This window comes from Bacillota bacterium (assembly GCA_013178415.1).
Classification (GTDB): domain Bacteria; phylum Bacillota; class SHA-98; order Ch115; family Ch115; genus Ch115.
Map to the genome: position 1 here is coordinate 1 of JABLXA010000030.1, position 24,148 is coordinate 24,148.

Here is a 24,148-nt window from a genome sequence, read left to right on the forward strand (position 1 = left end):
TTTATCACAAGAGCCTTGATTCGTATAGAAGGGGGCAACTTGCATTGGGTCTCGTCCCAGGGGAGGACAGAATCAAGGATCTTACCGATCCCAAGGGTGTCGAATAATGCTGAGATAAGAGGAGCAGGTCCTGCATGGAATATCTTTAAGGATGAAACCATTGGAAACACCCCTGCCCCCAGTATACACGGAAGCAGGGGAAAGTACAAGTAACTATTTACCTTATAATCCTATAAATGTAACATTATCGCTAAAATATCTCTCCCTTATCTATGACCTCAGAAAATGCTCCTTCATACTCCGAAAGGGTGCGAAATGTAAGTCTTGAGTTTACTATCATATCTGATATTATAGATACGTGGAGGTGGATCCGATGAATCAGATAGATCATACAAATCAGCCGGATCGCCCGGGTCATCCGGACTCTCCTGACCATGCCGATCGTGCCGCCTCTGTCCCAAAGGACAGCGGCCGCGAGGTTGGCCATATTCTTCGCGGGAAATTCTGTGGGAGCACGACGGTCGGCGAACGGGGCCAGATTGTCATCCCAGCGGAGGCCCGCAAGGAATATGGGGTTGAAGTCGGCGACAAATTGATGGTTTTTATGCATCCGCACCATGATGGACTGTTCTTGGTGAAGGCTGAAACCGTGACGAAGCTTGTGACCGACGCAATGACGCGGTTAGGGAAAATCATCCAGGAATCCGACGGTGACGATGAGCCCAGGGGCGGTGTAAGGCGGGATAGCGGCCGCTAATCAATGCAAGGCGGCTGCTGATCATCAACCGCATCCACCCATCCAAACGGGCTTTGTCCGGGCCAGCCTCATAATACCCTATAACTGGGGGAATGGTTCCTTGGAAACGATCAGACGTCTCTTGAGATTCGTCCGCCCCTACTGGCATTTGGTCCTTGGCGCGATGATTCTCGGACTCGCGATTTCGGGGGTCGGGCTTTTCCAGCCGATGATCATGAAGTGGATCATCGATGGCATCCTGACAACGAGGCGCTTTGGCCTTCTTGCATATGGCGCGCTTGCGATCCTGGGGGCAGCGGCTATCCGCGGCATCCTCGTATTCCTTCAGCGCTATATGATGGCCTATTCCGGCCAGAAGATCGTCTATGACATCCGCAATATACTTTACCGCCATCTTCAGCAACTCTCCTTCAGCTTCTATGATATTGCCCAAACCGGTCAGCTAATGTCTAGGGTGACGGCGGATGTGGAGACGCTCCGTCAGTTCCTCTCTAATGGCCTTGTCCGCATGTCATCGGCACTATTCTCCTTTCTCGCCACGCTGGTTCTGATGCTGTCGATGGATTACCGACTTACCTTCGTCTCTCTCATCCCAGTGATACCCCTTACATACCTTGTCTGCATTTATGGAGGACGTGTCAGGCCGATGTTTTGGCAGATCCAGCAGAAGCTTGCTGTGCTGACGGCGACGCTCCAAGAGAATATCACTGGACAGAGGGTGGTTAAGGCATTTGGTCGCAAGGCCTATGAAATATCGAAGTTTGAGCGGGACAATGAGGAGCTTCTCAGGCAGAATGTGAATACCATCAGGCTTTCAGCATCCTATGAATCTGGGATGCAGCTTCTTTCGGAGCTTTCGCTGGCGTTGATAATCTGGTTTGGCGGGCGTGAGGTGATCGCCGGACGGGTTTCGTTGGGATCTCTTGTTGCCTTCAATGCTCTGGTGATGCAGGTGATCGGCCCGGTGAGGATGCTGGGAAACCTCGTTTCACTGGTCCAGCGCGCCACGGCGTCCGGCCAGCGGATCTTCGAGATCCTCGATACCAGGGCGGATGTAACAGATCGGCCCGGGGCGCGTCCGATGCCCCCAATAAAGGGGCATATCGTCTTCGATAATGTCAGCTTCGCTTATGAGGGATCAAGGCAGGTTTTGAGCGACATCAGCCTCGAGGTAAGGCCAGGGGAAACCGTTGCGGTGCTAGGCGGGACCGGCTCCGGCAAGTCCACCTTGATCAATCTAATCCCGAGGTTCTACGACCCGACATCGGGGAGGATCTTGATAGACGGGATTGACATAAGGGATGTCACCCTGGAGAGTCTACGACGTCAGATAGGAATCGTAACACAGGAGACCTTCCTCTTTTCGGCATCGCTTCGCGAGAACATAGCATATGGCAAACCCGAGGCTACAATGGAAGAGATCATTGCGGCCGCTAAGGCAGCTCACATTCACGATTTCATCATCAGCCTGCCCGATGGATATGAAACGCCTATCGGGGAACGCGGGGTAGGGCTCTCCGGCGGCCAAAAGCAGAGAGTCGCTATAGCCAGAGCGCTTCTGATGGATGCTAAGATCCTCATTTTAGATGAATCTACATCGAGTGTGGATGTGGAAACAGAATTCCAGATCCAGCAGGAATTTAACAGGCTGCTGCGTGATCGCACGGCATTCATCATAGCCCAGCGGCTTTCAACCATAAGAAATGCCGACATCATAATCATCCTCCAGGATGGAAAGATCGCGGACCGCGGGACCCATGAGGAACTCCTTGAGAGAAGCGAGATCTATCGGGCCATTTATGATATGCAATTCAGGCGGCAGGAAAAAGAGCTCGTCGCGCGAGAAAGTGAGCGGCAGCTTACCGCAGGGAGAAGGTGATGGCTATGTCTATGCATGGTGGAGGAGGTTGGCATAGTAGATACGGCGGGCTTGACTCATCCGATATCAGTCGTGCCAATATAGATCTCAGGCATATTCCGCGACTTTGGGAATTCGTGCGTCCACACATCTGGACGATGACCTTCGCCATGGTGCTCGTTGCTGGCATTTCGGCGACAGGTCTCGTGGGGCCTATCCTCGTCCGGCGGGCGATCGACATATATATTCCCTCTAGGAATTACCAAGGACTTGTCACCACGGTGATGTTGTATGTAGCGGCCTATTCGGGGATCGCTGTTATGCGCTACCTGCAGACTTACATCATGTCGGCAGCTGGCCAGAGGATGCTCTATTCCATCCGGCGTAAGCTTTTCGTGCATCTACAGGATCTTGGCCTTGATTTTTATGATAGGTTTGAGGCCGGAAGGATTATGTCGCGGGTCACGAATGACGTAGATGCCTTGAATCAATTGATATCCTCGGGGATATTAAATCTCTTGAGCGACCTTGTCACAATTCTGGGAATACTCTATGTGATGTTCAGCATGAGTCCCAGGCTTGCGCTCATCAGCTGCGTCACTATCCCACTCCTTGTGGTGTTGGTGCTTTTCATGCAGAAGAGGATGACCAGGGCCTATCACAGGGTTAGGCGCCGCCTCGCGGACGTGAATGCGAATCTCCAGGAATCCATATCAGGTATGAAGATCGTTCAGGCATTTTCGAGGGAAGAGGTGAATGCCCAGCGATTTGATGAGACCAACTCCCGCAACATGCAAGCAAATATGGAAGCTGCGGTCCTGCATTCGCTATTCTTCCCGCTAGTCGAGCTGATTGGCTCCATGGGGACAGCTGCAGTGCTTTACTATGGAGGCCTCCGGATATCATGGGGGGATCCGACAGTGACTATTGGGACGCTCGTGGCCTTCATCAACTACGTGACGAGGTTCTTCTGGCCGATACGTGATATGAGCGATCTCTATAATCTGGTTCTTGCTGCCGGTGTCTCCTCCGTGCGGGTGTTCGAGATCCTGGATACGAAGCCGAATGTGGAGGATAGGCCCGGCGCTATAGAAATCCCGGATGTCAGAGGCGAAGTCAGATTCGAGCATGTTACCTTTGGATACGATCCGGCACTGCCGGTGCTTCATGACATCAACCTTGAGGCCCGGCCGGGGGAAACCATAGCGCTCGTCGGGCCCACGGGGGCTGGAAAAAGCTCTATAATAAACCTGCTTTTGCGGCTCTATGACGTAGACGAAGGTAGGATCACTGTAGATGGCCATGACATCAGGGATCTGACAATCGAATCCCTGCGCTCGCGAATGGGCGTAGTTCTGCAGGACACTTTCATCTTCTCCGGGACCATCAGGGAGAATATCCGCTACGGACGCCTCGATGCTACGGATGAAGAAGTGGAGGAGGCGGCTCGGATCGTGGGAGCCGACCGTTTCATCGAGAGGTTTCCTGAGGGGTACGACACGGAAGTGCATGAGCGCGGGGCGCGGCTCTCGGTTGGCCAGCGGCAGCTTCTGGCCTTTGCCAGGGCGCTCCTTGCGGACCCACGCATCCTCATTCTTGATGAGGCTACCTCAAGCGTAGACGCTTACACTGAATACATGATCCAGCAGGCGCTAGAGAGACTGCTTGAAGGCAGGACAGCTTTCGTAATCGCGCACAGGCTCTCCACCATACGAAATGCTGATAGGATCTATGTCATCGACGACGGTAGGGTGGTGGAAGAGGGAACGCACGAGGAGCTTTTAGCCCGGGGAGGGCGTTATGCCTCACTTTACGAAAAGCAGTTCACTGCGGCGGAGGGAGTCAGTTGAGATAATGGAGCTTCCTATAGATATCCAACTCCGAAGTTATAGCGATGCCCGGTCATACTGCGGTCGCGCTCTTTGTGCATACCCTCCATGTGGGACCCAACTTCTAAGATCGAGCTTGTATATCTATATTATGCTAAGATATGATGTTAGTCTACATTATACGAAATATGGAAGGAGATGGCCACATTGGACAATGACAGGATAAACAAGGTCTTGGCAGAAATGACGGGGGGCGAGGCCCTGGAGATCTTAGAGATCCTGGCAGATGAAGATCCAACGATCGCAGAGAGGATTGTCGAGATCTTTTATGAGGAACTGCACGGTGAAGAAGGGGTAGAAATAGAAGATATCGCCGCGGACGTTTTTGACGAGCTTGAGAGTCTGGAAGTGGAAGAGTTGTGGGAAGAATCCGGGAGCACGCGCTATGGATATGTAGATCCCTATGAATATTCATGGGAGATGATTGAAGAGAGACTCGATCCTTTCTGGGAAGAAATGCACAGATATCAGAAGCTGGGTCTGCAGGCAGAAGCGAAGAAGTGTTGCCTCGGCATAATGATTGGACTGCATCGTTTTGAGCGGGACGGGGAAAATGAATTCAAGAATTGGGCGGCGGACGCCCCGCAGTCATATATTGAGCACACTTTCTCCGAATGGAAGGAGGGCAAGCCCAAACCTGAAGACATCGCGGAGGTTGAAGCGATGATGAAAAATGGCTTCGCGGAGTAGGAGAGAGGAATCGCTGGAACAGGTGGATGAAGATCACCAGTTGGTCAGGTTTTATATTCCTCAAATCGCCCGCTGAAGATACCTAATCATGGGTTACTATGTAAGGCCGGGTTGAGGTCTTATTTAGCAAAGTGCTGAAGTTGGTTGGGTAATAGATGATAGCGATAAACGATTTTGACTTCCAGCAGATTGCGCACATTGCTGTGGTAAGCGCGAGGCATGCGGAGGAGCTTTGCTGTCGACTCGCCCCGCCGGACTATGCTTGATCGACCCAGCGACCAACCTCGATACCTGCAGTTCTTCTTGACCGGCCTCAGCTTTCCTGATATACTGATAATCAGATGAACAGCACAGTGGAGGGATTTCCGATGGAGAGCATCATCCTGCAAATGGCGCAGCGGGGCGTGATTACGCTGCCCAAGGATTTGCGAGAGACCTATGGCCTGCAACCTGGTGATACGCTCACGCTTCTAGATCTCGGAGGTGTTTTCGTCCTGAGTCCAAGACAGTCAGAGATCGATGCCATCGCCCGCAAGATTGCGTCTCAGTGGGCAGAAGACGGACAGACGCTTGAGACAATGCTCAAAGCGCTTAAAGAAGAACGGGACCAGCAGAAACAATGAAGATCAGAGTCTTTCTAGATGCCAGCATACTTTTTGCTGCGGTTTGGTCTGAAACCGGAGGTGCGCGTTTGATTCTGAAACTCGGAGAGGCCGGCGCGATAGAGCTTTGGACCGGCCCATGGACACTCCGGGAAACCGACGCGGTGCTTGACCGCAAATCACCAAAGAGCAAATCATATTTCGCTCTGTTGCTGGATCGAGCTCGTATTCAGGTAGGCCCGGAGGCCAGTAGAGGTGATATGGAAAAGGCCGAGTCGGTGGTTGATTATGCGCCTGACGCCCGGGTTCTAGCAGAAGCCTTGACAGCTGGCGCGGATTATTTCGTTTCTTTTGACCGAAAGCACCTTATTGGAAATCCCAGGACCGGGCAACTTCCGTTTCGCCTGGGGACCGCAGGGGACTTCATAGAGTGGTATCGGGGCCAGCTTCAGCTATGAATGCTCAGGCTCCTGTTCGCGGTTCGGCCGGCATAATCCCGAATTGCAAGTGAGTATAGGTGCAGTGTGTGGCCTGGACATCCGAACAACGCGGTTACTGGCAAGGATCTTGAGTGCTCGGTTCGCGTAAAGTCTAGTGGGGCAGAAAATCGGGGTCTTGTCTGACTTCCAGCAGATCACGCCGCGTTGCGGTGGTAAGTGCGAGGCATTCGAAGAGCTTTGCCGTCGACTAGCCCCGCCCAACTCTGCTTGACCTACCTATTTTCCGTTTGCCCGCACCCTGGAGTTCAAACTCAGGACGGCCGGGGTAGAGGCTTCGGCAGAACTTGGAGTGCGGAAGTTGGATTAGAGCGGTAGAGCGAGGTGTAGGCTGAGCGAACTCGGTTCTCTTCCAGGGAAAGGCCGGACACTCTTGCGGATGGTATATGGGGCGGGCGGCGTAAGGCTCTGACTAGCCTGCGTAGTGTCACGGTTCCAACCGCTCGAGTTCGGGGATTCTGTCGAAGTCCCGATCATAGGAATAGATTGTGCCCACTTTCTGGAGGATAACCTGTGCAGCCACGAAAGCGTCAGTCCAATCGATGTTGTGACGTACATAAAGCCGCAAAGCCAGGAAAATAGCCTCCTTCGACGAGCAATGCAGACCACGCAGGCTCACAATGGGCGTAAGCAGATCGGCGATCTTCTCCTTGCTCTGCCGGTAGAATCTCTCCAGCGTCCAGATCACGTCTGCCAACACCAGGTCGGGGAGCCAGACCTGGTGCTCGTTGCGCTCCACTTTCTCGAGTAGAACAGCGCACGCTTCCGCTTTCTGCGGATCATCGTTAGTTAGAAAGCGCAGGATGATATTCGCGTCAATCGCAGGGGTTCTTCGCATTGATGCGCTCCTCCATGGCGGCGTGGCGGGCCTTCTTGAAGTCCTGGGGGCCACTGACGGTAACCTGCCCACGCAGGCTGCCGATCCCCTGAGGCGCTAGAGTCACCCGGAAATCGTGCTCCTCCTCAATGAAGCGGAGATAGGTCCCGGGTCTGATGTCGAACCGTTTCCGCAACCTTGCCGGAAGGGTGATCTGCCCCTTGCTCGAGACTTTGGCGATTTCCGACACTAGTCACACCTCCTTTACTAACCATGCTTCCGCTTTACCTACACTATATTATATGGCATCATTGCGGAGATGTAAACGCCTCAGTTCGGCTTGGGCGCATAGCTTCTTTGTGACTCAAAAAAGGAAGATCGTACCTCCCGCGCCTTGCCCTTCTTCACTTTAGTTTTATGCGCCCGATCGGCCTGGGTGTTAAAGACTCTTGACATGAATCTCCTGAGAGCATATAATTTCAAATAACCAAAAGCCACAATGGGGTGGCAGACACATTAAGGGGCAATGTTGTCCCACCTGTCGATGACGACATTTTGGAGCGCGTCTCGCAGGTGGGATTTTGTTTTCCGAAACGGAGCCCCCTACTGCCAGGGCAGCACCATCAGGGGGTAAGAATCCGCCGAAGTGGGTGCCGCTATTTTCGAGATAGATAGGATTCTATTTTCCAAAAGGCGTCAGGAAGGATTTTGTTTTCTGAAAGGCGTGAGGATTACGTGAAAAAGGTCTATGTCAATCCTGACGTTTGCATGGGATGCGGACTCTGTGAAGTCTATTGTCTCGTGCAGCATTCCAGGACCAAGGATATTATAAAGGCCTTCAGGCGTGAGAAGCCCAAACCTGTGGCCAGGATTCGCGTAGAACGACATGGGACACTTTCATTTGGGTTTCAATGCCGTCGCTGTGAAGAACCGCTATGCGCTTATTCTTGCATAACAGGAGCTACTTACATAGATGAGGATGGCCAGGTGGCCTTTGATGAGGAGAAATGCATCGGCTGTTTGACCTGTGTGCTTGCCTGTCCCTATGGCGCCATCGCTCGCGATGAAGGGAGGGGCCTTGTCGCCCGGTGTGATCTTTGCGGTGGTGCGGATATCCCCGTATGCGTGAGAAACTGTCCAAATGAGGCGCTTATATTCGCGGAGATTTCCGAATCTGGCGCGGGGATCTCTGAATCTAGTGCCGAAATAGCCAGGGCCGAGACTGGCGCTGAAATAGCCGGAGGTGAATCCTCATGACAAGGGCCCATTCAAAATACATGATCATCGGCAATTCTGTCGCGGCAATAGGAGCAGTCGAAGCGATTCGCCAGATTGATCTAAATGGCTCCATCATGATCATATCCGATGAAAGCTTTCCGGCATATTCAAGGCCATTGATATCTCAATATGTCACAGGGGAGAAGGACCTGGACGGGCTTCTCTACCGGCCCCGTGATTTTTACCAACGAATGAAAGTAGAAACTCTACTGGGTGTCAGGGCAACTGGCATAGATTATTCAAACAAGATCGTCTCAACTTCCACCGGCGAGGAAATCAGCTACGGGAAACTCCTCCTGGCCACCGGGGCGCGGCCAGGCGTGCCTCCTATCAAAGGGTTAGGCCTTCCAGGCGTGTTTACATTCACGACACTCCTTGATGCAATGAAGATAAGAGATTATCTCCCGAAGGTCAAAGAGATTGTCATCATCGGTGGCGGCCTTATAGGCCTCCAAGCGGCAGAAGCCCTTGCAAGACTCAACCGTAAGGTCACCGTAGTGGAGTTCATGCCCCGTATCCTTTCCCCTGTTCTAGACCAGACTGGCGCAGACATGGTCATGAATCTCTTTGCAAGAAACGGGGTCGAAATATTAACGGGCAAGGCTGCCTCCGAGATCATTCCCGACACGGACGGCTCGGCGGACGGCTCAACGGATGGCTCGGCAGGCGCGGTAGTTCTTAAAGATGGAACTTCTTTGCCCTGCGACATGGTGATCATCGCGACAGGAGTTGTGCCCCGTCTTGAATTGGCTAGATCAGAGGCTGGCAACTCCCATGGCTGCCCGGAAACTGGCCGGGGGATCCTCGTAAATGACGCGATGGAGACTACGGTACCCGGGGTATACGCAGCCGGAGATGCTGCCCTTGGAAAGGATCTCTTGAGCGGGGCAGCCAGGCCTCTTCCTATATGGCCGAATGCCTACTTGCAGGGGAGGGTGGCCGGATTGAACATGGCGGGACGCCATTCTTCCTTCCGCGGTGGCCTCGCCATGAACGCGATTCATTTCTTCGGCCTGCCTGTGGTGTCGGCTGGGATTTTCGATGCGCCAGAAAAGGATGAATCAGGCGCTGAATGGGAAATGGTTTCTGAATTGAAGCGTGAGAAGGGTTTCTACCGTAAGATCGTTCTCCGGGGCAACAAGGCCGTAGGAATGATCGGCATCGGCGATGGAGTCGAGCGCGCGGGAGTGATAGTCGGATGCATCGCAAACCAAATAGATTGCAAGTCTTTTAAGATTGATCTACTGAGGAATCCTGGCATTAGCCTTTTCCCCGGCTCCATCAGGCAGGGGATGACGTTTGGCAGAATCGGGAACGAATGGTGGCGCTCGAGAGAGGAGGCTGGAGTAGTATGAAGAACCTCGAGAGGATGGCTAATCCATTCAATGACGATAAGGTTATCGCGAATTGTGGGATCTTTGGGGTTATGAATACGGCAGGGGAGAAGATGTCAGGCCGTGATATAATCGCTGCCATGGCCAACATGCACGACCGAGGCAATGGACTTGGTGGAGGATTCGCGGCCTATGGGATATACCCTGATCATCCTGACGATTATGCTCTGCACATAATGTTCGAGACCCAGCGGGCGCGGGAGGAAACAGAGCATATGCTGCGCGAATGGTTTGATGTCAAGGCCGGTGAGCCTATTCCCACTAGGAGCACGCGCGGTATCGCAAGTGCGCCGCTTCTATGGCGATATTTCGTGGAACCTGCCCAGGATGGCGCGATTGCCTGCTCATCAGATGACTATGTGGCCGACAAGGCTATGTTCATAAATACTTCCATCGATGGAGCTTTTGTATTCTCCAGCGGCAGGAATATGGGTGTATTCAAGGGAGTCGGCCATGCAGAGGATATCGGGACTTTCTTCTGCCTCGATGAATATCAGGCATACCTCTGGACCGGGCATTCACGTTTTCCTACAAATACCCAGGCTTGGTGGGGAGGAGCTCATCCTTTTTCAATTCTAGATTGGACGGTCGTCCATAATGGTGAGATTTCTTCATATGGAACGAACAGGGCCTTTCTAGAAATGTACGGGTATTACTGTTCCATGCACACAGACACCGAAGTCATCGCCTATGCTGTTGATCTTCTTGTAAGAAAGCATGGACTTCCTATTCTTTTGATGGCGAAAGTATTTGCCGCTCCTCTATGGCAGGAAATTGATCGCATGACTGAGGAGGAAAGGAAGATATACACGGCCCTGCGCCAGGTGTATGGAGCCCTTCTCATGAACGGCCCCTTTGCCATAATAATCGCTCATCAGGGGGAAATGATAGGGCTTCGCGACAGGATAAATTTGAGGCCGCTGGTAGCCGGGTCGAAGGGCGACCTGCTCTTCTTGTCTTCGGAAGAGGCGCCCATCAGGCTCGTTTGCCCCGATGTGGAAAAGACCTGGGCGGTGCAGGGGGGAAAGCCGGTTATAGGCCGGCTCTCTGAGGGAATCATCGAGCACGGAACAGATAGGAGTGCCGTCTATGAGGAGTCACTTATTGAACGAGTTTACGGTCATGAGGAACGATCAGAAGTGCATTCGCTGCCAGGTATGCGTGCGGCAATGTAGCTTCGATGTGCATTCTTATGATGAGGAAGATGATATCATCGTTTCGGCAGACGAAAAATGCGTAGGCTGCCAGCGATGCGCTACATACTGCCCTACAGGTGCTATTACCATCCGTTTGAGCGAACGGGACTTTCGCCCCAATGCCAACTGGCGCCCTGAGCAACTCATGGACGTCAAGAGACAGGCAGAGACGGGCGGTGTGATCCTGACCGGCATGGGGAATGACAAGCCGCACAGGGTCTATTGGGATCATCTATTGCTGAACGCGAGCCAGGTGACCAATCCTTCAATCGACCCCCTCCGCGAGCCCATGGAGCTCCGGACATTCCTCGGGTCGAAGCCTGACCGGCTTCGCTTCGACGGGGATAGGTTGATCACTGAGCTTGCGCCTCAGATAAAGCTCGAAACCCCAATCATCTTTAGCGCCATGTCCTATGGGGCCATAACTTACAATGCTCAGCTTGCCCTCATGCAAGCGGCAAAGGAATGCGGGACCCTTTGCAATACCGGAGAGGGCGGATGGCCCAGGGATTTTCGGAAGTTTGGCAAGAACGTCATAGTCCAGTGCGCCTCTGGACGATTTGGGGTAGATTTTGAATACCTCAATCAGGCTGCAGTAGTTGAGATAAAGATAGGCCAGGGCGCAAAACCTGGCATTGGCGGGCACCTCCCGGGGGAGAAAGTTACCCCACTCGTGGCGGAGACCAGAATGATTCCGGCAGGCACTGACGCCCTATCGCCGGCTCCGCAGCATGATATATACTCGATCGAAGACCTCTCGACTCTAATCTATGCCTTAAAAGAGGCCACCAATTACGAAAAACCAGTGTCAGTCAAGATCGCAGCGGTGCATAACGCTCCTGCTATTGCATCAGGCATAGTGAGGGCTGGCGCCGACATCGTGGCCATCGATGGCATCAGGGGCGGGACAGGGGCGGCCCCCAAGGTCATTCGCGACAATGTCGGAATACCCATTGAACTGGCGCTTGCCGCGGTTGATACGCGCTTGAGGCGAGAGGGCATCAGAAATCGGGTATCCCTGATCGCGGCTGGCGGGTTCCGATCTAGCGCAGATATATTGAAGGCGATTGCTCTGGGGGCTGATGCGGTCTACATAGGGACCGCCGCTCTTGTGGCCATGGGCTGCACGCTGTGCCAGCAATGCTATACCGGGAAGTGCGCATGGGGAATTACTTCAGCTGATCCGGTGCTGGCAAAGAGGCTCAATCCTGATATAGCCACCAGGAGGCTAGTCAACCTGGTGAAAGCCTGGAGCCTTGAGATCAAGGAGATGCTTGGTGGAATGGGGATAAACGCTATTGAGAGCATCCGCGGGAACCGCCTGCATCTCAGAGGAATCGGGCTCGAAGAATGGGAACTCGATACTCTGGGTGTCAAAGGGGCGGGATGAACCAATCAGGGTGCCATTCTGTAATTGCCAAGCGGGCCGCGCATGATCCTCTTATGGTGGGCCGCGCATGATCCTCTTATGGTGGGCCGCGCATGATCCTCTTATGGTGGGTCGCGCATGATCCTCCCATGGCGAATCGCGCATGACCCCCTTGTGGGTAGGTGGGGAGATGGCGACTACCTGCCGGTCTTCATTCTTTATGGATGGAGCCTTATGATTCATTTGGAGGGTTAGTCTATGAGAAAAGATGATGGATCGCTCTCTATTGATGCGACGGCAATTCATTATAGAGCCCTTAATATGCTGATAAGGGAGGGCGTGGCAAAGGGAGCCCGAGGGTTTGTGCTCCGGGGAGTGACCGGCCAGCGCTATATCGGCACGGGTCTTTCAAGTGATATAAGCATAAAGATATTTGGCACCCCAGGGAATGATCTTGGCGCCTTTATGAATGGCCCCTTAATCGAGGTCTATGGAAATGCCCAGGATGGGCTGGGCAATACCATGAATTCTGGGAAGATAATCGTACATGGTAGCGCTGGCGATCTTCTCGGTATGTCAATGCGGGGCGGCAAGATCTTTGTTAAGGGCGATGTGGGATGCCGTTCAGCCATTCATATGAAGGAATACCAGGATATGCGTCCTGTAGTAGTGATTGGCGGGACGGCCCATGACTTCTTCGGCGAGTATATGGCTGGAGGGGAGGTAATACTCCTTGGGCTTACCCTTAAAGCTGGAGTCCCTCATTCATGTTCCTTTATGGGGACTGGGATGCACGGCGGCCACATATATGTAAGAGGCTCTGTAGATCAAGCAAGGCTCGGCAAAGGGGTGGCCGTTCGCAGGCTTGATGACCGCGACTGGGAGACGGTTAAGTCCCGGGTTATGGAGTTCGCGTCGTACTTTGACATGGATCCTGATACCATCATGGATGCGCCTTTCATAAAACTCTGCCCCGTTTCTTCAAGGCCATATGGGGTTTTGTACGCTGGGCGGAATTGACCAGGAGTTGGCGAGAGCATATTGGATTGTTGTCTCAGCTATTCTCAAGAAACGAAGCTAGCATAGCTGTAGTATATACTCTCACACCTGAAATACCGGAAAAATCGTTATCATTGGTCCAAATGGGGCAATTAAATGCCATGGCAAGAGCAAGCAAGGGGATGTCATCAGGGTCTCGGTTACCAATGGCAGCCTCTGCTGCATCAAGGTGATTGAGATATTCCTCTTCCCGCACTATGAGAATTGGCAAGAGATCCAAAATAGAACGCATGACTTCGCAAGGAAGCCCCTTTTTCTTGGCGAGTACGGGAAGGTATTCCCGGACCTCTGACAATACGGAAGGGGTGGTAACGAATTTCAATTGGGTCTCATTGAGGAAGATTCTCCCTGATTTTCCTCCAATTATAGCTGAAATAATAATATTAGCGTCTACTGCGATTCTTTCGGAATGCCTCAAAATCGACCAGCACCTCCTCTTCAGTTATGCCCTTTCTGGTCCTCTCCTCTTGCATGGCTCTCATTAGCGTTTCAAGCGCGGCTTTGCGAAAATGGTTATCATTCATGGTTTCATCCCATGGGAGGAAATAGCCAGCCGGTCTGCCGTTTTTTAGCACCAAAACATTGCGCTTCTCTCGAATCAATCGAGTCACCTGTGCCTTAAAGTCTCGCACTGATATAAATTCCATCGTAGTCACCCCCGTGACCACATTATAACACTGGGTTGGATCCGGAGCAATCTTGTTGAATAATATTGGGTTATTTTCGGAACTGTAGATATCTAGATATCCGTCTGTTTTTCGGCTTAAGGGGCAGATCAGGAAATTGTGTGGTTCCGAGCCATTATCTAAATAAAACGTCCTCTCGCGAGAAGATGCGAATTGCCGCCATTAAAGCGAGGATGGCGTAGATGAGGGAAGAGCCTGCTGTAATGCCTATGTGGTTCCAATTTATGGTACCTAAGAGTAATTCCTTGAAGATCTCTACCGCGTTCGCGACTGGGATGAGGAAATACCAGGGAGCCGGGCTGGTTCCCCCGGCAGACGAAATCTGGCTCAGCACACCGGGAACCATTACCGCGATATACAGGGGCGTGATGTAATTTTGGGCCTCCTTGAAGCTCCTGGCGAAGATGCTAAGGGTGATCTCGATGGCGCTGGTGAGGCTGGCTAGCAGAAAGCCGATGAGGAATATGCCGATGGCTCTTGCTACGGGCAGGACAAACTCTGCTTTGTCATCACCCATGGCGCCAGCGAGGTCGCCGAACCTAAGGGCGACCAGGATACCACCTACAACAAGTAGCACTGTTATCGCAGACACAGTGAGGACTGCCAGAAACTTTCCAATGACAAGTGAATCTCTAGATGGAGGCGTGACAATCAAAGGTTCCAATGTTCCGCGTTCTTTTTCCCCGGCCGCGACATCTATCGCAGTATACATTCCGCCGATGGAAGCCCAAATGGTGATGATCGTCGGCAGAATCATCGCAAGGATTAATCCTCCTCTTTTTTCCTTTGGCGCCGTATTTTCGGATGTCACCTGAGGCGGCATCAGGATGGAAGGATCCACGCCTCTTTCCGCGAGCTTGATGGCTGCCATCTTTTGTATAAATGAATTGAAAATCGCCATGAATCGCGAATGGGCGACTTCAGATCCACTCTTTGTGCTATCATAATATAATCTGACGGCGGGTTTCTCACCCTTGGAGAGCCTCTGCTCAAAACCCTGCGGCAGTTCTACGATCAGGTTGAGATCGCCCCGTCTGAGCGCCCTGAAGGCAGCATCCCGACTGCTGGGCTTGCTCACCTTAATTCCTGCAGAATCTCTCAGACTCTCGATCAAAGTAGGTATAGCCCCGGGCCCTTGTGTCCCTTGTGTGATGTTATGATGCTGGCTATTGGGCTCAGTGCGCTGGGCTTTATCGACCACAGGGGCAACGGCGGCATCATTCGATGTATGGGCGGCATCCTGGGTTTCATCATCGGGCAGTTCCGTCGACTTCTCATCCGGCGCCTCAACCACGCCGATATGGGAGATGGATTCCCTAACTGCCCTTTGCTGCCTGGTCATCAATGCAGGGAGCCCTACTGTCAAAATAGGAGTCAATATTAGAGGAATGATTATCATGGCAAATAGAGTTCGCCGGTCGCGGATGGTGTCCAGCATTTCCTTTTGCCATATGGTCATTATGTGCCGGATTTTCATGAGATCCCACCGGTTCCTTCCGCCAGTTTCATGAACGCGTCTTCAAGATCCGAACTAAGAACCATTGATTTAAGTTCATGTGTAGTGCCTATGGCCCGAATCCTGCCTTGCGCGATGATGGCGATCCTATCGCATAGTCTTTCTGCCTCATCCATAGAATGGGTGGATAGAATGAGTGCCTTCCCCATCTTCTTATATCGGAATATGAAATCATGGACTGCTCTTGCCGCCATGACATCCAGACCCGCGGTCGGCTCATCGAATAGTATCGCGGGAGGGTCGTGAAGAATGGCCCTTGCTATGGCGACCTTCTGTTTCATGCCTTTGGAGAATTGTTCCGTCCGGCGGTCCCGCTCTTTCAGCAGCCCCAGCATCTCCAGAGTTTCATCGATTCGGCGGCTTATGAGCTCCTCAGGCATGTCATAGAGGCGGCCGAAATAGCGAAGGTTTTCGGCGGCGGTAAGCCTACCATACAATCCTGGCTCGGTGGGAAGAATTCCTATGTGCCTCCGGACCATCTCCGGGTTGGCCACAAGGTCATACCCCGCTACGATGGCTGTCCCGCCGCTCGGGCGGAGCGCAGTGGACAGCATTCTCAACGTAGTTGTCTTGCCGGCTCCGTTTGGCCCCAAAAGGCCGAGGATCTCACCTGGGTTGCATTCAAAGCTTACGCCATCGCAAGCGAGAATAGTTCCGAACTTCTTGGTAAGGCCTATCGCCCTGATCATCTGGGGAATATCACTCCATTTCTCGCCATCAATTGTACCGCTTTGTTTTTCACCTCGTCAACGTACTTATCCTGGAGGGAAATGGCATGAGCTCTTTCGGCGCGGGAATTATCCGGAGCTATCCCCTGCCTCGGATCCATCCTTGTTATTTCTACTTTAAAGGAGCCGACGCTGAATACCATAGAGGCTCTCTCCTTTCGTGAGGCATAAATCTTTACAAGCCATATTAATTTTTTTGATGCTATGGTTAATACTATAAAGGGAGTTCTGCAAAAAGTCAATATCAGAGATCATGGCAGGTGTATGTGGCAATTGTGGCACATAGGGTTGTTCCTTAATGGACGTCACGCGCTCGTCTTTACCTGATCCCCAGCATCATCAAGATCAAGCGAAGCCGCCACGCGATACACATCACGCGTTCCCCGTAACCATTTCCCCGGGGAAATCATGACGGCTTCTCCAGGGAAATCTTGAACCCAATCACGGCGTGAATTCCCGCTTTCAATAAATCTTTCGTTTTTAATTTTGATCAGACACAACAGAAGCGGTCGATGCGAATAAGATTATTTGTAGAAAGGCCCATGCTGGGCACGCAGACGCCCGTGCGCTAGATCTCAAATGAGCCGATAAGGCTCTATGCAGGGAAATAGATTATAGCGCGCTGACTGGGGGAAGGGCAATGTTGCGGAAACCTTTATTAATCGGTCTCATGGTGATCGTAATTTCGATTTCCATGCTTGGGGCAGGGAGGCTTTTGCCCCAGGTGTCACATCAGGATCATATCGGGGGCATCGGATTGAGCAGGGCTTCGGCTTGGGTCGAGACGGCTGAGGCAAGTTCCAATATTTCTCTTCAGATATCAATTACAGCGCCACTCAAAGGATACAGCCTTGAGGATGCTTTATTCTTGAGTGCAATGGCCGCATATTTTGGAATGGACGTGCATATCCTGGCTCAATATTACTATCCGGGGCCATCCGGTATAATCGTCCGGCCTTCTCAAGATGTGGTTGTTATGTCACCCGTTAGCCTGTTATCTGTCGTTTACGTATCGAACTATTATGACATGCAACCATCGTCAGTCATCGTAATGCGCAGGAAAGGGCATGGTTGGGGAGCAATAGCTCATTCCAAGGGAATCAAGGTCAATGGCAAGGGAAAAGCCAAAGGACTCTATATTCCGCCAAATGATGCTGATTTCGAAAGGACGACTTATGTGTCTTTTGTTTCATCCTATTATGGCGTTCCTGAGAAGCAGGTGACGATATGGCTCTCTTCCGGCATTCCAGCACCGGAGCTTACATTCTGTCTCAACCTTGCGGCAAGGGCGAGAGTGAGCCCAAGCACCATAATCAAGCAGAGAAGGGCGGGGGCAAGCTGGGAGACAATTGCCAACCGATATCGGATATCTAAACACGATCTTTCAAAGCCTGTGCCCCCAAAGAAAAGATTCCGAGGATGAATTCTTTCATTCTTAGGGGCAGGCCAGCGTGAGATCCTTTACCCGCCCCACCTCGCTCTGGCCTGCTTCCTATTTCATCCGGACTGGGTGCGTTCGCCCCAATAATAGGCCTGATGACTTTTTATAGCCATTGGCGCCGCTGGCCGGCCGATGGTTTATTATATTGGAGTCACCGATATTCTAATGTCTTTTGCCGTGCCAAGACATCGAATAGGAAACTTGCCTTGCTCAGGTTTTCTATCTGTACCTCTGCCGGGGTACAGGCTAGTGGTTCGATGGGTTGTCTCACTGCAGCCATGGCTTTGCCTAGGATTTCATAGCGGCGATGTAAAGGCATATTGGCGAAATCAGGAGACACCACTAATAAATCTATATCGCTGTCCTCCCTGGCATCGCCTCTCGCCTGAGAGCCGAATAGAATTATCCTATCTACCTCAAGACCCTGCTTTCTGAGGGCCTTAGAAAATCTCTTGATTATAGTTCCGATGTCAGTTTTCTTTTTAGCCATTCGAGCAACTCCCCTGTACCGGCTAGATAACCCTTAGTAAATTCCCTGGAATAGGCCTTGCGGGTGGCGGCTAGGTCTTTTGGATACCGCGCTCCCGTCCCTATCGCATCCATGATTCCAAGGAATTCGAGATGATCCTTTGTCGGCTTAATCCGTGCAATTTCTGCCAGAGATAACAGTTTATGGGTTCTGGGTGGCGCTTCCCCTGTCCTCTGGGTTACAATGGCCTTGAGGGCTTTTTCCAGAGTTAATTGGCACATGTAGATCGTATAGGTATATTTCCTAGCGTTAAACATGGCCTTCGCGGTGGGGAAATCATACTCCGCCTGCTCAAGCCACTCCCTGGCTTCTGCTATCATTCATTACACCTCAATAAAATTTTACCATATTGAGTGGGTTAAACCAATGGGGGCAGGCCAGCGTGAGATCCTTTACCCGCCCCACCTCGCTCTGGCCTGCTTCCTATTTCATCCGGACCGGGTGCGGGATGGCTAAATTACAAAACCCGCACGGGAAGGCCCCGGCTTTGGCAATGGGGGGATGTCGGTTATGCTATCTTTGCTCCCGCCTCGTCTGCATATGCGAGGATACGTGCCAGCGTGCGCTCCCTGAGAGCGGTTATACCTTCAAAATCCATGCATGGGGTGTAATAGGATTCCATCCTGTCATGGACCGATTTCGCTAATCCAATGAAATGGATCGCCTTCTCAAAGAGGAGATCAAAGATTCGCTTGTCTTCCGAAACGATCTCAGCATTACGTGCTATTATTTCCGGGGATAGGCATCTGTTTAGATCCACTATAGTATCTTGTGGTCCTGGACTATATGTATGAGGTTCGATGGATTTTGTGAGCGCGACGCTGCGTTCCGGAATGACCACATGCTCAATCTTTTCTGGATTGAGGGGGCAGTGGTACACCTCCACATCAAATCCTCGCTCAATCGCAGCACGAGCAACCTTCTGGAGAAGGGTTGATTTCCCGGTGCCGGGGTCGCCTTCAATTACATACTTTTTCTTGCATGGCTCAACGATTGTGTTCAGGTAATTCATCATGCCATCAGGTGTAATGGCGCTGGCGAAAAGATGTCTTTCTCGTCCTACACGTGAAGACAGAGGCGTATTATGGAATATCTCTCTGATTATGACGTCGGTCTTTTGATTTGCGAGGCCAAAGTCCATCCCCTCAAGATTTGCGGCCTCCCAGTCATCGTATATTGATTTCGCCGCTCGCAGGAACCTGTAAGCCCGGGAGAATAGAGAGGCTATTTTGGCATTAGCTTCCATGATCTTTTCTTTATAAGCACGCAATTTCGCTTCGTCCCAGTAATCGCCAAGGTGAATGATCTCGTCAACGGCTCCAGGATTCTTGGGATCCATATTATGAGGAGCCGTGCCATCTATCAATGCGACCCCTATTGCCGGGATTACGACACCATCAAGCGAATTGTTGTCAGAAGAACAATGGTGAAACTCTACATCAAACCCCCTTTCCACCATCTCCTGCCCAATGCGAGACATGAAGGTCGATTTCCCTACCCCTGGTCCTCCTTTGATGATCATTATGCGTCGAGCATCTGACGGGACGATCTGGTCGTAGAATGAGTAGAATCCCTGCGGAGTGTTGTTGCCGGGGAAAACTCGCTTGACGTAACCCATCTTTGCCATGATAAGCGATCCTCCTTTAACCACCAGCTGGTTGTCGCCCCCTTGCCAGGCGAGCGCCCCACTAGATAGGGCAAGAAATCCACGCCACCCAGGAATCCACGCCATATTGTTGTGCGCTGGCTGACGTCATTGCCTTGGCTCGGAGGGCTGCCGAAAAGTCAAACGCAGTGCTAATCTATGGCTTTGAATGGAGATATGTGCTTGTCCTGAAGTGCTAGTCTATGGTCTTGAAGGGAGATGCGTACTTGTCCTGAACCGGCAAATACCAAGATGCCTATCGACCTAGACCCGACCCTTTTCCACGCCTACCTGGCCGAGGCCGTTTCGGCATAAACCAGCCAACCTAGTGGCCCAGTTATCCCGCCCGCAGCCGCGCTGGTGTGTAATTTGAGTGAGGATAGCCTGAGTTAAAAAATTCTCAAGACCTTACGGAGGAGAGCAGGAGAATATAGTTTTGTGAGGTATCTATTTTTAGGCACAAAAGCGGGGCATCCATTTTTTCAATAGCACAGCAAATTCGGATAATTTCCCGTTTGTTTGACCAATGAATACGACGGTGATTTGGGGATAAATATCGGGGATAAGGTGATTGTATGTGAGATTGAATGGAGATGCGTTGTCGCGAAAGATCGGGATCTAGAAAGGACCTTTCACCGAGTTGATGGGAGTAAAGCGGAAAGAAGAGGTGACAGGGTCAGAGTGTATGGAGCATTTATAGCTTTCTAGAAAAGGGGCTGGCAAAGAACGGAACCTCCGGTTAGTGGGAATCTAACCGTGGTGAGAATCCGACTGGAGCACCATCTGTCGGTAGAGCATTTATGTAGCGGGAACCTTATATCAGAATTGGCAGGGGCATTGGAGGTAGACTTTTCTGCCAAATTAATACTAATTTTCATAGCCTTTCCAACTTGGGGGTGTAAAACATATGTATTACAGGAAAGTGTCGATAGTCTATATAGCTGTTTTAGCAATGATAATCACTAGTACTGCTTTATCCCTTGCCGCAGCCAAGGAGTATCATGAAGCGCCGATGCTGGCTAACCTCGTGAAGCAGGGAAGGCTTCCGCCGGTCGAGAAGAGATTGCCTGAGGAGCCCCTGATTGTGGAACCTATCGAGCAGGTTGGGCAGTATGGGGGCACCTGGCGGCATGCAACTCAGAGTCCTACAAGCAGCTGGGTAAACGCCAGGACGGGTTATGAACCTTTGGTGAGGTATGCCCGTGATGGGAAGAGTATTGCGCCAAATATAGCGAAGGAATGGAAGATACTTGACGGTGGAAAGACTTATGTATTCTACTTGAGGAAAGGCATGAAGTGGTCTGATGGGGTACCTTTTACTGCGGACGACATAATGTTCTTGTATGAAGATATCCTACTTAACAAGGAGCTCACACCTACTTTTCCGGCATGGCTTACGGTGGGTGGCGTCCCCGTGAAGATAGAAAAGATTGATGATTACACAGTGCGCTTCAGATTCGTCAAACCCTATGGCATACTCCTTGAACAACTGGCTCAATTCGATTCGCTCATTCCGCCTAAACACTATCTGAAACAGTTTCATCCAAGGTATATACCCGAGGAAAGGCTTGAGGCCATGGCCAAGAAGGCAGGATTTGAACATTGGTATCAGCTTTTTCTCCAGAAAAACGATGTGGCCCAGAATTCAGATATGCCTGTTGTGAAGCCTTGGAAACTTGTTTCAACTGGTCAGACCCAGATAGTCCTTGAGCGTAACCCCTACTATTGGAAGGTAGATCCTAAGGGAAATCAACTACCATACATCGACCGTAGAATACTTGATCTCGTCAGGGAGCCCAATGTTGTGAATATGCGGACACTGGCTGGTGAATTCGACGCGCAACTCGAATTCCTTGCACCTGCCAATTATACCCTTTTTATGGAGGGCAGGAAGGCTGGCGATTACAGGGTATTTAGATGGAAAAGGGGTGAGTCGGGCTTTACACTCTTCCCCAATCAAACCCTGGAAGGTGATCAGATTCTAGCAAGTCTCTTACGTAATGAGAAGTTCCGTACCGCTCTCTCGCTTGCTATAAACCGGAGTGAGATACAGGAGATTGTCTACTTGGGCTTGGCCGATCCCGTAGATACTGTGCTTTTTGCCCCCTCTATGTGGGATTCTAAGGAAGCTCACGAAATCGTGGATGCTCTTTATTCTTATAACCCTCGGAAGGCAAACGCATTATTAGACCAGCTTGGGCTTCGTAATCGAAGTAAGGCGGGCTATAGGCTCCGTCCCGATGGAAAGGAGTTATCGCTTACTATAGAGGTACCCATGGAGTGGCCTGAGCTCGTCGATGCGGCTGAAATGGTGAGGGCAGATTGGGAAAAATTAGGGATAAGGACTTCCGTCAAATCTGAGGATTCGACCCTGTTCCAGACGAGAAGCTATGCAAATAAGGTAGAGGTAGCTGGTTACCTGCTTACCTATACCGGATGGATTTCCGATCCGCGCGATTATGTCCCTGTTACCTCATGGGGGGTCTACTGGGGACATCAATATGCCCTTTGGTATCTATCTGAAGGTAAGAGCGGACTTAAGCCGCCAGAGGACGTAGCCAAGCTCATCGATCTTTATGAGAAGCTGTGTAATACATTTGATATGAAGGAAAGGGCCGCCTTGGAAGAAGCCTTATTCAAGCATTATGCGGAAAAGGTCATAGCCATCCCTACAGTTGGCCTTATCCCAAACCTTGCGGTGGCTAAGAACAATTTCAGGAATCTCCCTGAAATGGCCATCAACTCATGGCCGCTGCGCTTCCCAGGCTATTTCAACCCAGAGCAATTCTTCATCCAAGGCAAGTAAAAAAGCCGGGGTCACACTTCATGTGTGACCCCATCGCAGAATTCTAATTTGGGGTGAGTGAGGATGAAAGTATATATCTCAGTAGATCTAGAGGGAAGCTGCGGAGTAGTTGGCGAGGCAGGTGTTCCCCTCGGCCCTGGGAGCAAGCAGTACGAGTTTGCGAGGAAGGAGATCACTAGAGAGGTTAGCAGTGCTATTGAGGGGCTCTGCGAATGCGGTGTGGATGAGATAGTGGTAGATGACGAGCATAATGGGGGAACTGAAATTCTAATATACGACGAACTTCCCAGGGGGATAAAGATCTTTTTGGGAAATCCTCGGCCCAGGCGTTTCCCGGCGCTGGATTCGTCATTCGACGGCATGATTCTAATTGGCTATCACCCTATGGCTGGGGTTGAGAATGGGGTCTTGTCGCATAGTTACTCCTCTATAGGCATCCAGAGGATGTGGCTCAACAATATGGAGATAGGAGAAATCGGCCTGGATGCCGCCCTGGCCGGTGCCGTGGGGGTGCCTGTGATTTTCGTCTCGAGTTGCCGGGAGGGAGTTGAGGAAGCGAAACGCGTTCTCGGGGATGTGGAGACGGTGGCTGTCAAGGAGGGGTTCGGCAGGAACTGTGCTCTTTCCCTGCATCCTGCGGATGCGCAGGATCGGATCAGAGAAGGGGTCAAAAGGGCGATCTGCCGTATTGGAGATTTCGTTCCTTTCAGACCGGATTCGCCATTTGAGTTAAAGATAGAATATAAACTCGAGTCCTATGCTGACGCGGAAGCCCGGAAGCCAAGGACACGTCGATTAGACGCGCGTACGATCGTAAGAGCATCAGATGACATTTTTGACCTAATCTAATGGCTGGGAACGGAGAATGAGGATGCACAAAGGCGAAATCATAAATGGCATTTGGGTTATGCCTGAGGGTGTAAGTTGATAGTAGACCCCCATGCCGCTGCAGCGGCACCATCAGATGGATGAAAATTCCTGGGCTGCCATCCCGGTATTTTCCAGGATAGTAATACCTGAAAATGCGTCGCGGCATAGACAGGAGGCTCTGGTCATTTCGGAGCCTTATCATTGTTCTCCTCTAGAACTGCCGGAAATGGCCTAACTGTTATCTGACGTTCCCCCTCCTCTTTGAGCAAAAATGCAGCAACCACGGGCATCTAGGGGATTTTTTGCCTAAAATCTAGTCTATTTCGCCAGGTAGTTGAGAGGGGGCAGGAGGTGGACAATTGCGGGAGCGGATGCCATGGCGAGACTGAGGACCCTGGATGCCAACGGAGAACTCCATGAGTATGCGTCAAAGAGAATCACGTGGAAGATCAGGACTGACGCCAAGGTAGTAGCCCGGGTCAAAGAGAGGGTATTGGAAGATCCAGAAGGGTGGCTACGTA

At 51.5% G+C, this 24,148-nt stretch carries 26 protein-coding genes; 16 read left to right on the forward strand and 10 right to left on the reverse strand.

Features of this window, described 5'->3' with window-relative positions:
- Positions 1-487: 487 nt before the first annotated feature.
- The 6 genes from HPY52_15445 (at position 488) to HPY52_15470 (ending at position 6,254) form a co-directional block, all read left to right on the forward strand.
- Entirely contained in the window at positions 488-757 is a 270-nt protein-coding gene (locus tag HPY52_15445; protein ID NPV81631.1) for an AbrB/MazE/SpoVT family DNA-binding domain-containing protein, read from the forward strand.
- Between the two features lie 163 nt (positions 758-920).
- The gene (locus HPY52_15450; GenBank protein ID NPV81632.1) at positions 921-2,636 is read left to right on the forward strand and encodes an ABC transporter ATP-binding protein; all 1,716 of its coding nucleotides are present in this window, start codon (positions 921-923) and stop codon (positions 2,634-2,636) included.
- A gap of 11 nt (positions 2,637-2,647) precedes the next feature.
- The gene (locus HPY52_15455; protein NPV81633.1) at positions 2,648-4,465 is read left to right on the forward strand and encodes an ABC transporter ATP-binding protein; all 1,818 of its coding nucleotides are present in this window, start codon (positions 2,648-2,650) and stop codon (positions 4,463-4,465) included.
- Between the two features lie 186 nt (positions 4,466-4,651).
- Positions 4,652-5,194, forward strand: coding sequence for a hypothetical protein (locus HPY52_15460; protein ID NPV81634.1), 543 nt, complete (start codon positions 4,652-4,654; stop codon positions 5,192-5,194).
- A 368-nt stretch (positions 5,195-5,562) separates the two neighbouring features.
- Positions 5,563-5,817 carry an AbrB/MazE/SpoVT family DNA-binding domain-containing protein gene (locus tag HPY52_15465; protein ID NPV81635.1) on the forward strand — a complete coding sequence of 85 codons (255 nt, stop codon included), beginning with the start codon at positions 5,563-5,565 and terminating at the stop codon, positions 5,815-5,817.
- Positions 5,814-6,254: a PIN domain-containing protein gene (locus tag HPY52_15470; GenBank protein ID NPV81636.1), complete on the forward strand. Its 441-nt coding sequence runs from the start codon at positions 5,814-5,816 to the stop codon at positions 6,252-6,254. Before HPY52_15465 ends, HPY52_15470 begins: the two co-directional genes overlap by 4 nt.
- A 466-nt stretch (positions 6,255-6,720) precedes the next feature.
- Here the strand turns inward: HPY52_15470 and HPY52_15475 are convergent, their stop codons facing one another.
- On the reverse strand, positions 6,721-7,131 hold the full coding sequence (locus HPY52_15475; protein NPV81637.1) for a PIN domain-containing protein: 411 nt from the start codon (positions 7,129-7,131) through the stop codon (positions 6,721-6,723).
- On the reverse strand, positions 7,109-7,360 hold the full coding sequence (locus HPY52_15480; protein NPV81638.1) for an AbrB/MazE/SpoVT family DNA-binding domain-containing protein: 252 nt from the start codon (positions 7,358-7,360) through the stop codon (positions 7,109-7,111). Before HPY52_15480 ends, HPY52_15475 begins: the two co-directional genes overlap by 23 nt.
- Positions 7,361-7,845: 485 nt before the next feature.
- Between HPY52_15480 and HPY52_15485 the strand changes: the two genes are divergently transcribed.
- The 5 genes from HPY52_15485 to HPY52_15505 all read left to right on the forward strand — a co-directional run bounded on the left by HPY52_15485 (position 7,846) and on the right by HPY52_15505 (position 13,367).
- Positions 7,846-8,367, forward strand: coding sequence for a 4Fe-4S dicluster domain-containing protein (locus HPY52_15485; GenBank protein NPV81639.1), 522 nt, complete (start codon positions 7,846-7,848; stop codon positions 8,365-8,367).
- Positions 8,364-9,743 (forward strand): NAD(P)/FAD-dependent oxidoreductase, encoded by a 1,380-nt coding sequence (locus HPY52_15490; GenBank protein NPV81640.1) that lies wholly within the window; start codon positions 8,364-8,366, stop codon positions 9,741-9,743. Before HPY52_15485 ends, HPY52_15490 begins: the two co-directional genes overlap by 4 nt.
- On the forward strand, positions 9,740-10,957 hold the full coding sequence (locus tag HPY52_15495) for a glutamine amidotransferase family protein (protein NPV81641.1): 1,218 nt from the start codon (positions 9,740-9,742) through the stop codon (positions 10,955-10,957). Before HPY52_15490 ends, HPY52_15495 begins: the two co-directional genes overlap by 4 nt.
- Positions 10,872-12,368, forward strand: coding sequence for a 4Fe-4S dicluster domain-containing protein (locus tag HPY52_15500; GenBank protein NPV81642.1), 1,497 nt, complete (start codon positions 10,872-10,874; stop codon positions 12,366-12,368). Before HPY52_15495 ends, HPY52_15500 begins: the two co-directional genes overlap by 86 nt.
- A 237-nt stretch (positions 12,369-12,605) precedes the next feature.
- Entirely contained in the window at positions 12,606-13,367 is a 762-nt protein-coding gene (locus HPY52_15505) for a hypothetical protein (protein ID NPV81643.1), read from the forward strand.
- Between the two features lie 34 nt (positions 13,368-13,401).
- On the opposite strand, the gene HPY52_15510 is transcribed toward HPY52_15505, so the two are convergent.
- The 5 genes from HPY52_15510 to HPY52_15530 form a co-directional block, all read right to left on the reverse strand.
- A complete protein-coding gene (locus tag HPY52_15510) occupies positions 13,402-13,824 on the reverse strand; it encodes a PIN domain nuclease (protein NPV81644.1) in 423 nt (140 codons plus the stop codon).
- A complete protein-coding gene (locus HPY52_15515) occupies positions 13,790-14,074 on the reverse strand; it encodes a hypothetical protein (protein NPV81645.1) in 285 nt (94 codons plus the stop codon). Before HPY52_15515 ends, HPY52_15510 begins: the two co-directional genes overlap by 35 nt.
- Positions 14,075-14,207: 133 nt before the next feature.
- Complete coding sequence (locus HPY52_15520; GenBank protein ID NPV81646.1) at positions 14,208-15,551, reverse strand: ABC transporter permease; 1,344 nt, start codon at positions 15,549-15,551, stop codon at positions 14,208-14,210.
- 14 nt (positions 15,552-15,565) lie between these two features.
- Positions 15,566-16,297, reverse strand: a complete 732-nt coding sequence (locus tag HPY52_15525) for an ATP-binding cassette domain-containing protein (GenBank protein NPV81647.1) — start codon at positions 16,295-16,297, stop codon at positions 15,566-15,568.
- The gene (locus tag HPY52_15530; GenBank protein NPV81648.1) at positions 16,294-16,479 is read right to left on the reverse strand and encodes a hypothetical protein; all 186 of its coding nucleotides are present in this window, start codon (positions 16,477-16,479) and stop codon (positions 16,294-16,296) included. Before HPY52_15530 ends, HPY52_15525 begins: the two co-directional genes overlap by 4 nt.
- Positions 16,480-16,976: 497 nt before the next feature.
- On the opposite strand from HPY52_15530, the gene HPY52_15535 reads away from it, so the two are divergent.
- Complete coding sequence (locus HPY52_15535; protein NPV81649.1) at positions 16,977-17,759, forward strand: hypothetical protein; 783 nt, start codon at positions 16,977-16,979, stop codon at positions 17,757-17,759.
- A 169-nt stretch (positions 17,760-17,928) separates the two neighbouring features.
- On the opposite strand, the gene HPY52_15540 is transcribed toward HPY52_15535, so the two are convergent.
- From HPY52_15540 to HPY52_15550, 3 genes are all read right to left on the reverse strand, one after another.
- A complete protein-coding gene (locus HPY52_15540; GenBank protein NPV81650.1) occupies positions 17,929-18,267 on the reverse strand; it encodes a nucleotidyltransferase domain-containing protein in 339 nt (112 codons plus the stop codon).
- The gene (locus tag HPY52_15545) at positions 18,234-18,626 is read right to left on the reverse strand and encodes a HEPN domain-containing protein (protein NPV81651.1); all 393 of its coding nucleotides are present in this window, start codon (positions 18,624-18,626) and stop codon (positions 18,234-18,236) included. Before HPY52_15545 ends, HPY52_15540 begins: the two co-directional genes overlap by 34 nt.
- A 188-nt stretch (positions 18,627-18,814) precedes the next feature.
- On the reverse strand, positions 18,815-19,933 hold the full coding sequence (locus HPY52_15550; GenBank protein ID NPV81652.1) for a hypothetical protein: 1,119 nt from the start codon (positions 19,931-19,933) through the stop codon (positions 18,815-18,817).
- A 537-nt stretch (positions 19,934-20,470) separates the two neighbouring features.
- Between HPY52_15550 and HPY52_15555 the strand changes: the two genes are divergently transcribed.
- The 4 genes from HPY52_15555 to HPY52_15570 form a co-directional block, all read left to right on the forward strand.
- Positions 20,471-20,659, forward strand: a complete 189-nt coding sequence (locus HPY52_15555; protein ID NPV81653.1) for a hypothetical protein — start codon at positions 20,471-20,473, stop codon at positions 20,657-20,659.
- 199 nt (positions 20,660-20,858) lie between these two features.
- The gene (locus tag HPY52_15560) at positions 20,859-22,757 is read left to right on the forward strand and encodes an ABC transporter substrate-binding protein (GenBank protein NPV81654.1); all 1,899 of its coding nucleotides are present in this window, start codon (positions 20,859-20,861) and stop codon (positions 22,755-22,757) included.
- Between the two features lie 63 nt (positions 22,758-22,820).
- The gene (locus HPY52_15565; protein NPV81655.1) at positions 22,821-23,606 is read left to right on the forward strand and encodes a M55 family metallopeptidase; all 786 of its coding nucleotides are present in this window, start codon (positions 22,821-22,823) and stop codon (positions 23,604-23,606) included.
- A 397-nt stretch (positions 23,607-24,003) separates the two neighbouring features.
- The coding region (locus HPY52_15570; GenBank protein NPV81656.1) for a hypothetical protein at positions 24,004-24,148 on the forward strand (145 nt) is incomplete at its 3' end.

Coding starts and splice junctions, on each gene's coding strand:
- HPY52_15450 (NPV81632.1), top strand. CDS start 921: ATGATTCTCGGACTCGCGATTTCGGGGGTCGGGCTTTTCCAGCCGATG.
- HPY52_15455 (NPV81633.1), top strand. CDS start 2,648: ATGCATGGTGGAGGAGGTTGGCATAGTAGATACGGCGGGCTTGACTCA.
- HPY52_15465 (NPV81635.1), top strand. CDS start 5,563: ATGGAGAGCATCATCCTGCAAATGGCGCAGCGGGGCGTGATTACGCTG.
- HPY52_15470 (NPV81636.1), top strand. CDS start 5,814: ATGAAGATCAGAGTCTTTCTAGATGCCAGCATACTTTTTGCTGCGGTT.
- HPY52_15475 (NPV81637.1), bottom strand. CDS start 7,131: ATGCGAAGAACCCCTGCGATTGACGCGAATATCATCCTGCGCTTTCTA.
- HPY52_15490 (NPV81640.1), top strand. CDS start 8,364: ATGACAAGGGCCCATTCAAAATACATGATCATCGGCAATTCTGTCGCG.
- HPY52_15495 (NPV81641.1), top strand. CDS start 9,740: ATGAAGAACCTCGAGAGGATGGCTAATCCATTCAATGACGATAAGGTT.
- HPY52_15500 (NPV81642.1), top strand. CDS start 10,872: ATGAGGAGTCACTTATTGAACGAGTTTACGGTCATGAGGAACGATCAG.
- HPY52_15505 (NPV81643.1), top strand. CDS start 12,606: ATGAGAAAAGATGATGGATCGCTCTCTATTGATGCGACGGCAATTCAT.
- HPY52_15520 (NPV81646.1), bottom strand. CDS start 15,551: ATGACCATATGGCAAAAGGAAATGCTGGACACCATCCGCGACCGGCGA.
- HPY52_15525 (NPV81647.1), bottom strand. CDS start 16,297: ATGATCAGGGCGATAGGCCTTACCAAGAAGTTCGGAACTATTCTCGCT.
- HPY52_15530 (NPV81648.1), bottom strand. CDS start 16,479: ATGGTATTCAGCGTCGGCTCCTTTAAAGTAGAAATAACAAGGATGGAT.
- HPY52_15535 (NPV81649.1), top strand. CDS start 16,977: ATGTTGCGGAAACCTTTATTAATCGGTCTCATGGTGATCGTAATTTCG.
- HPY52_15540 (NPV81650.1), bottom strand. CDS start 18,267: ATGGCTAAAAAGAAAACTGACATCGGAACTATAATCAAGAGATTTTCT.
- HPY52_15545 (NPV81651.1), bottom strand. CDS start 18,626: ATGATAGCAGAAGCCAGGGAGTGGCTTGAGCAGGCGGAGTATGATTTC.
- HPY52_15550 (NPV81652.1), bottom strand. CDS start 19,933: ATGGCAAAGATGGGTTACGTCAAGCGAGTTTTCCCCGGCAACAACACT.
- HPY52_15560 (NPV81654.1), top strand. CDS start 20,859: ATGTATTACAGGAAAGTGTCGATAGTCTATATAGCTGTTTTAGCAATG.
- HPY52_15565 (NPV81655.1), top strand. CDS start 22,821: ATGAAAGTATATATCTCAGTAGATCTAGAGGGAAGCTGCGGAGTAGTT.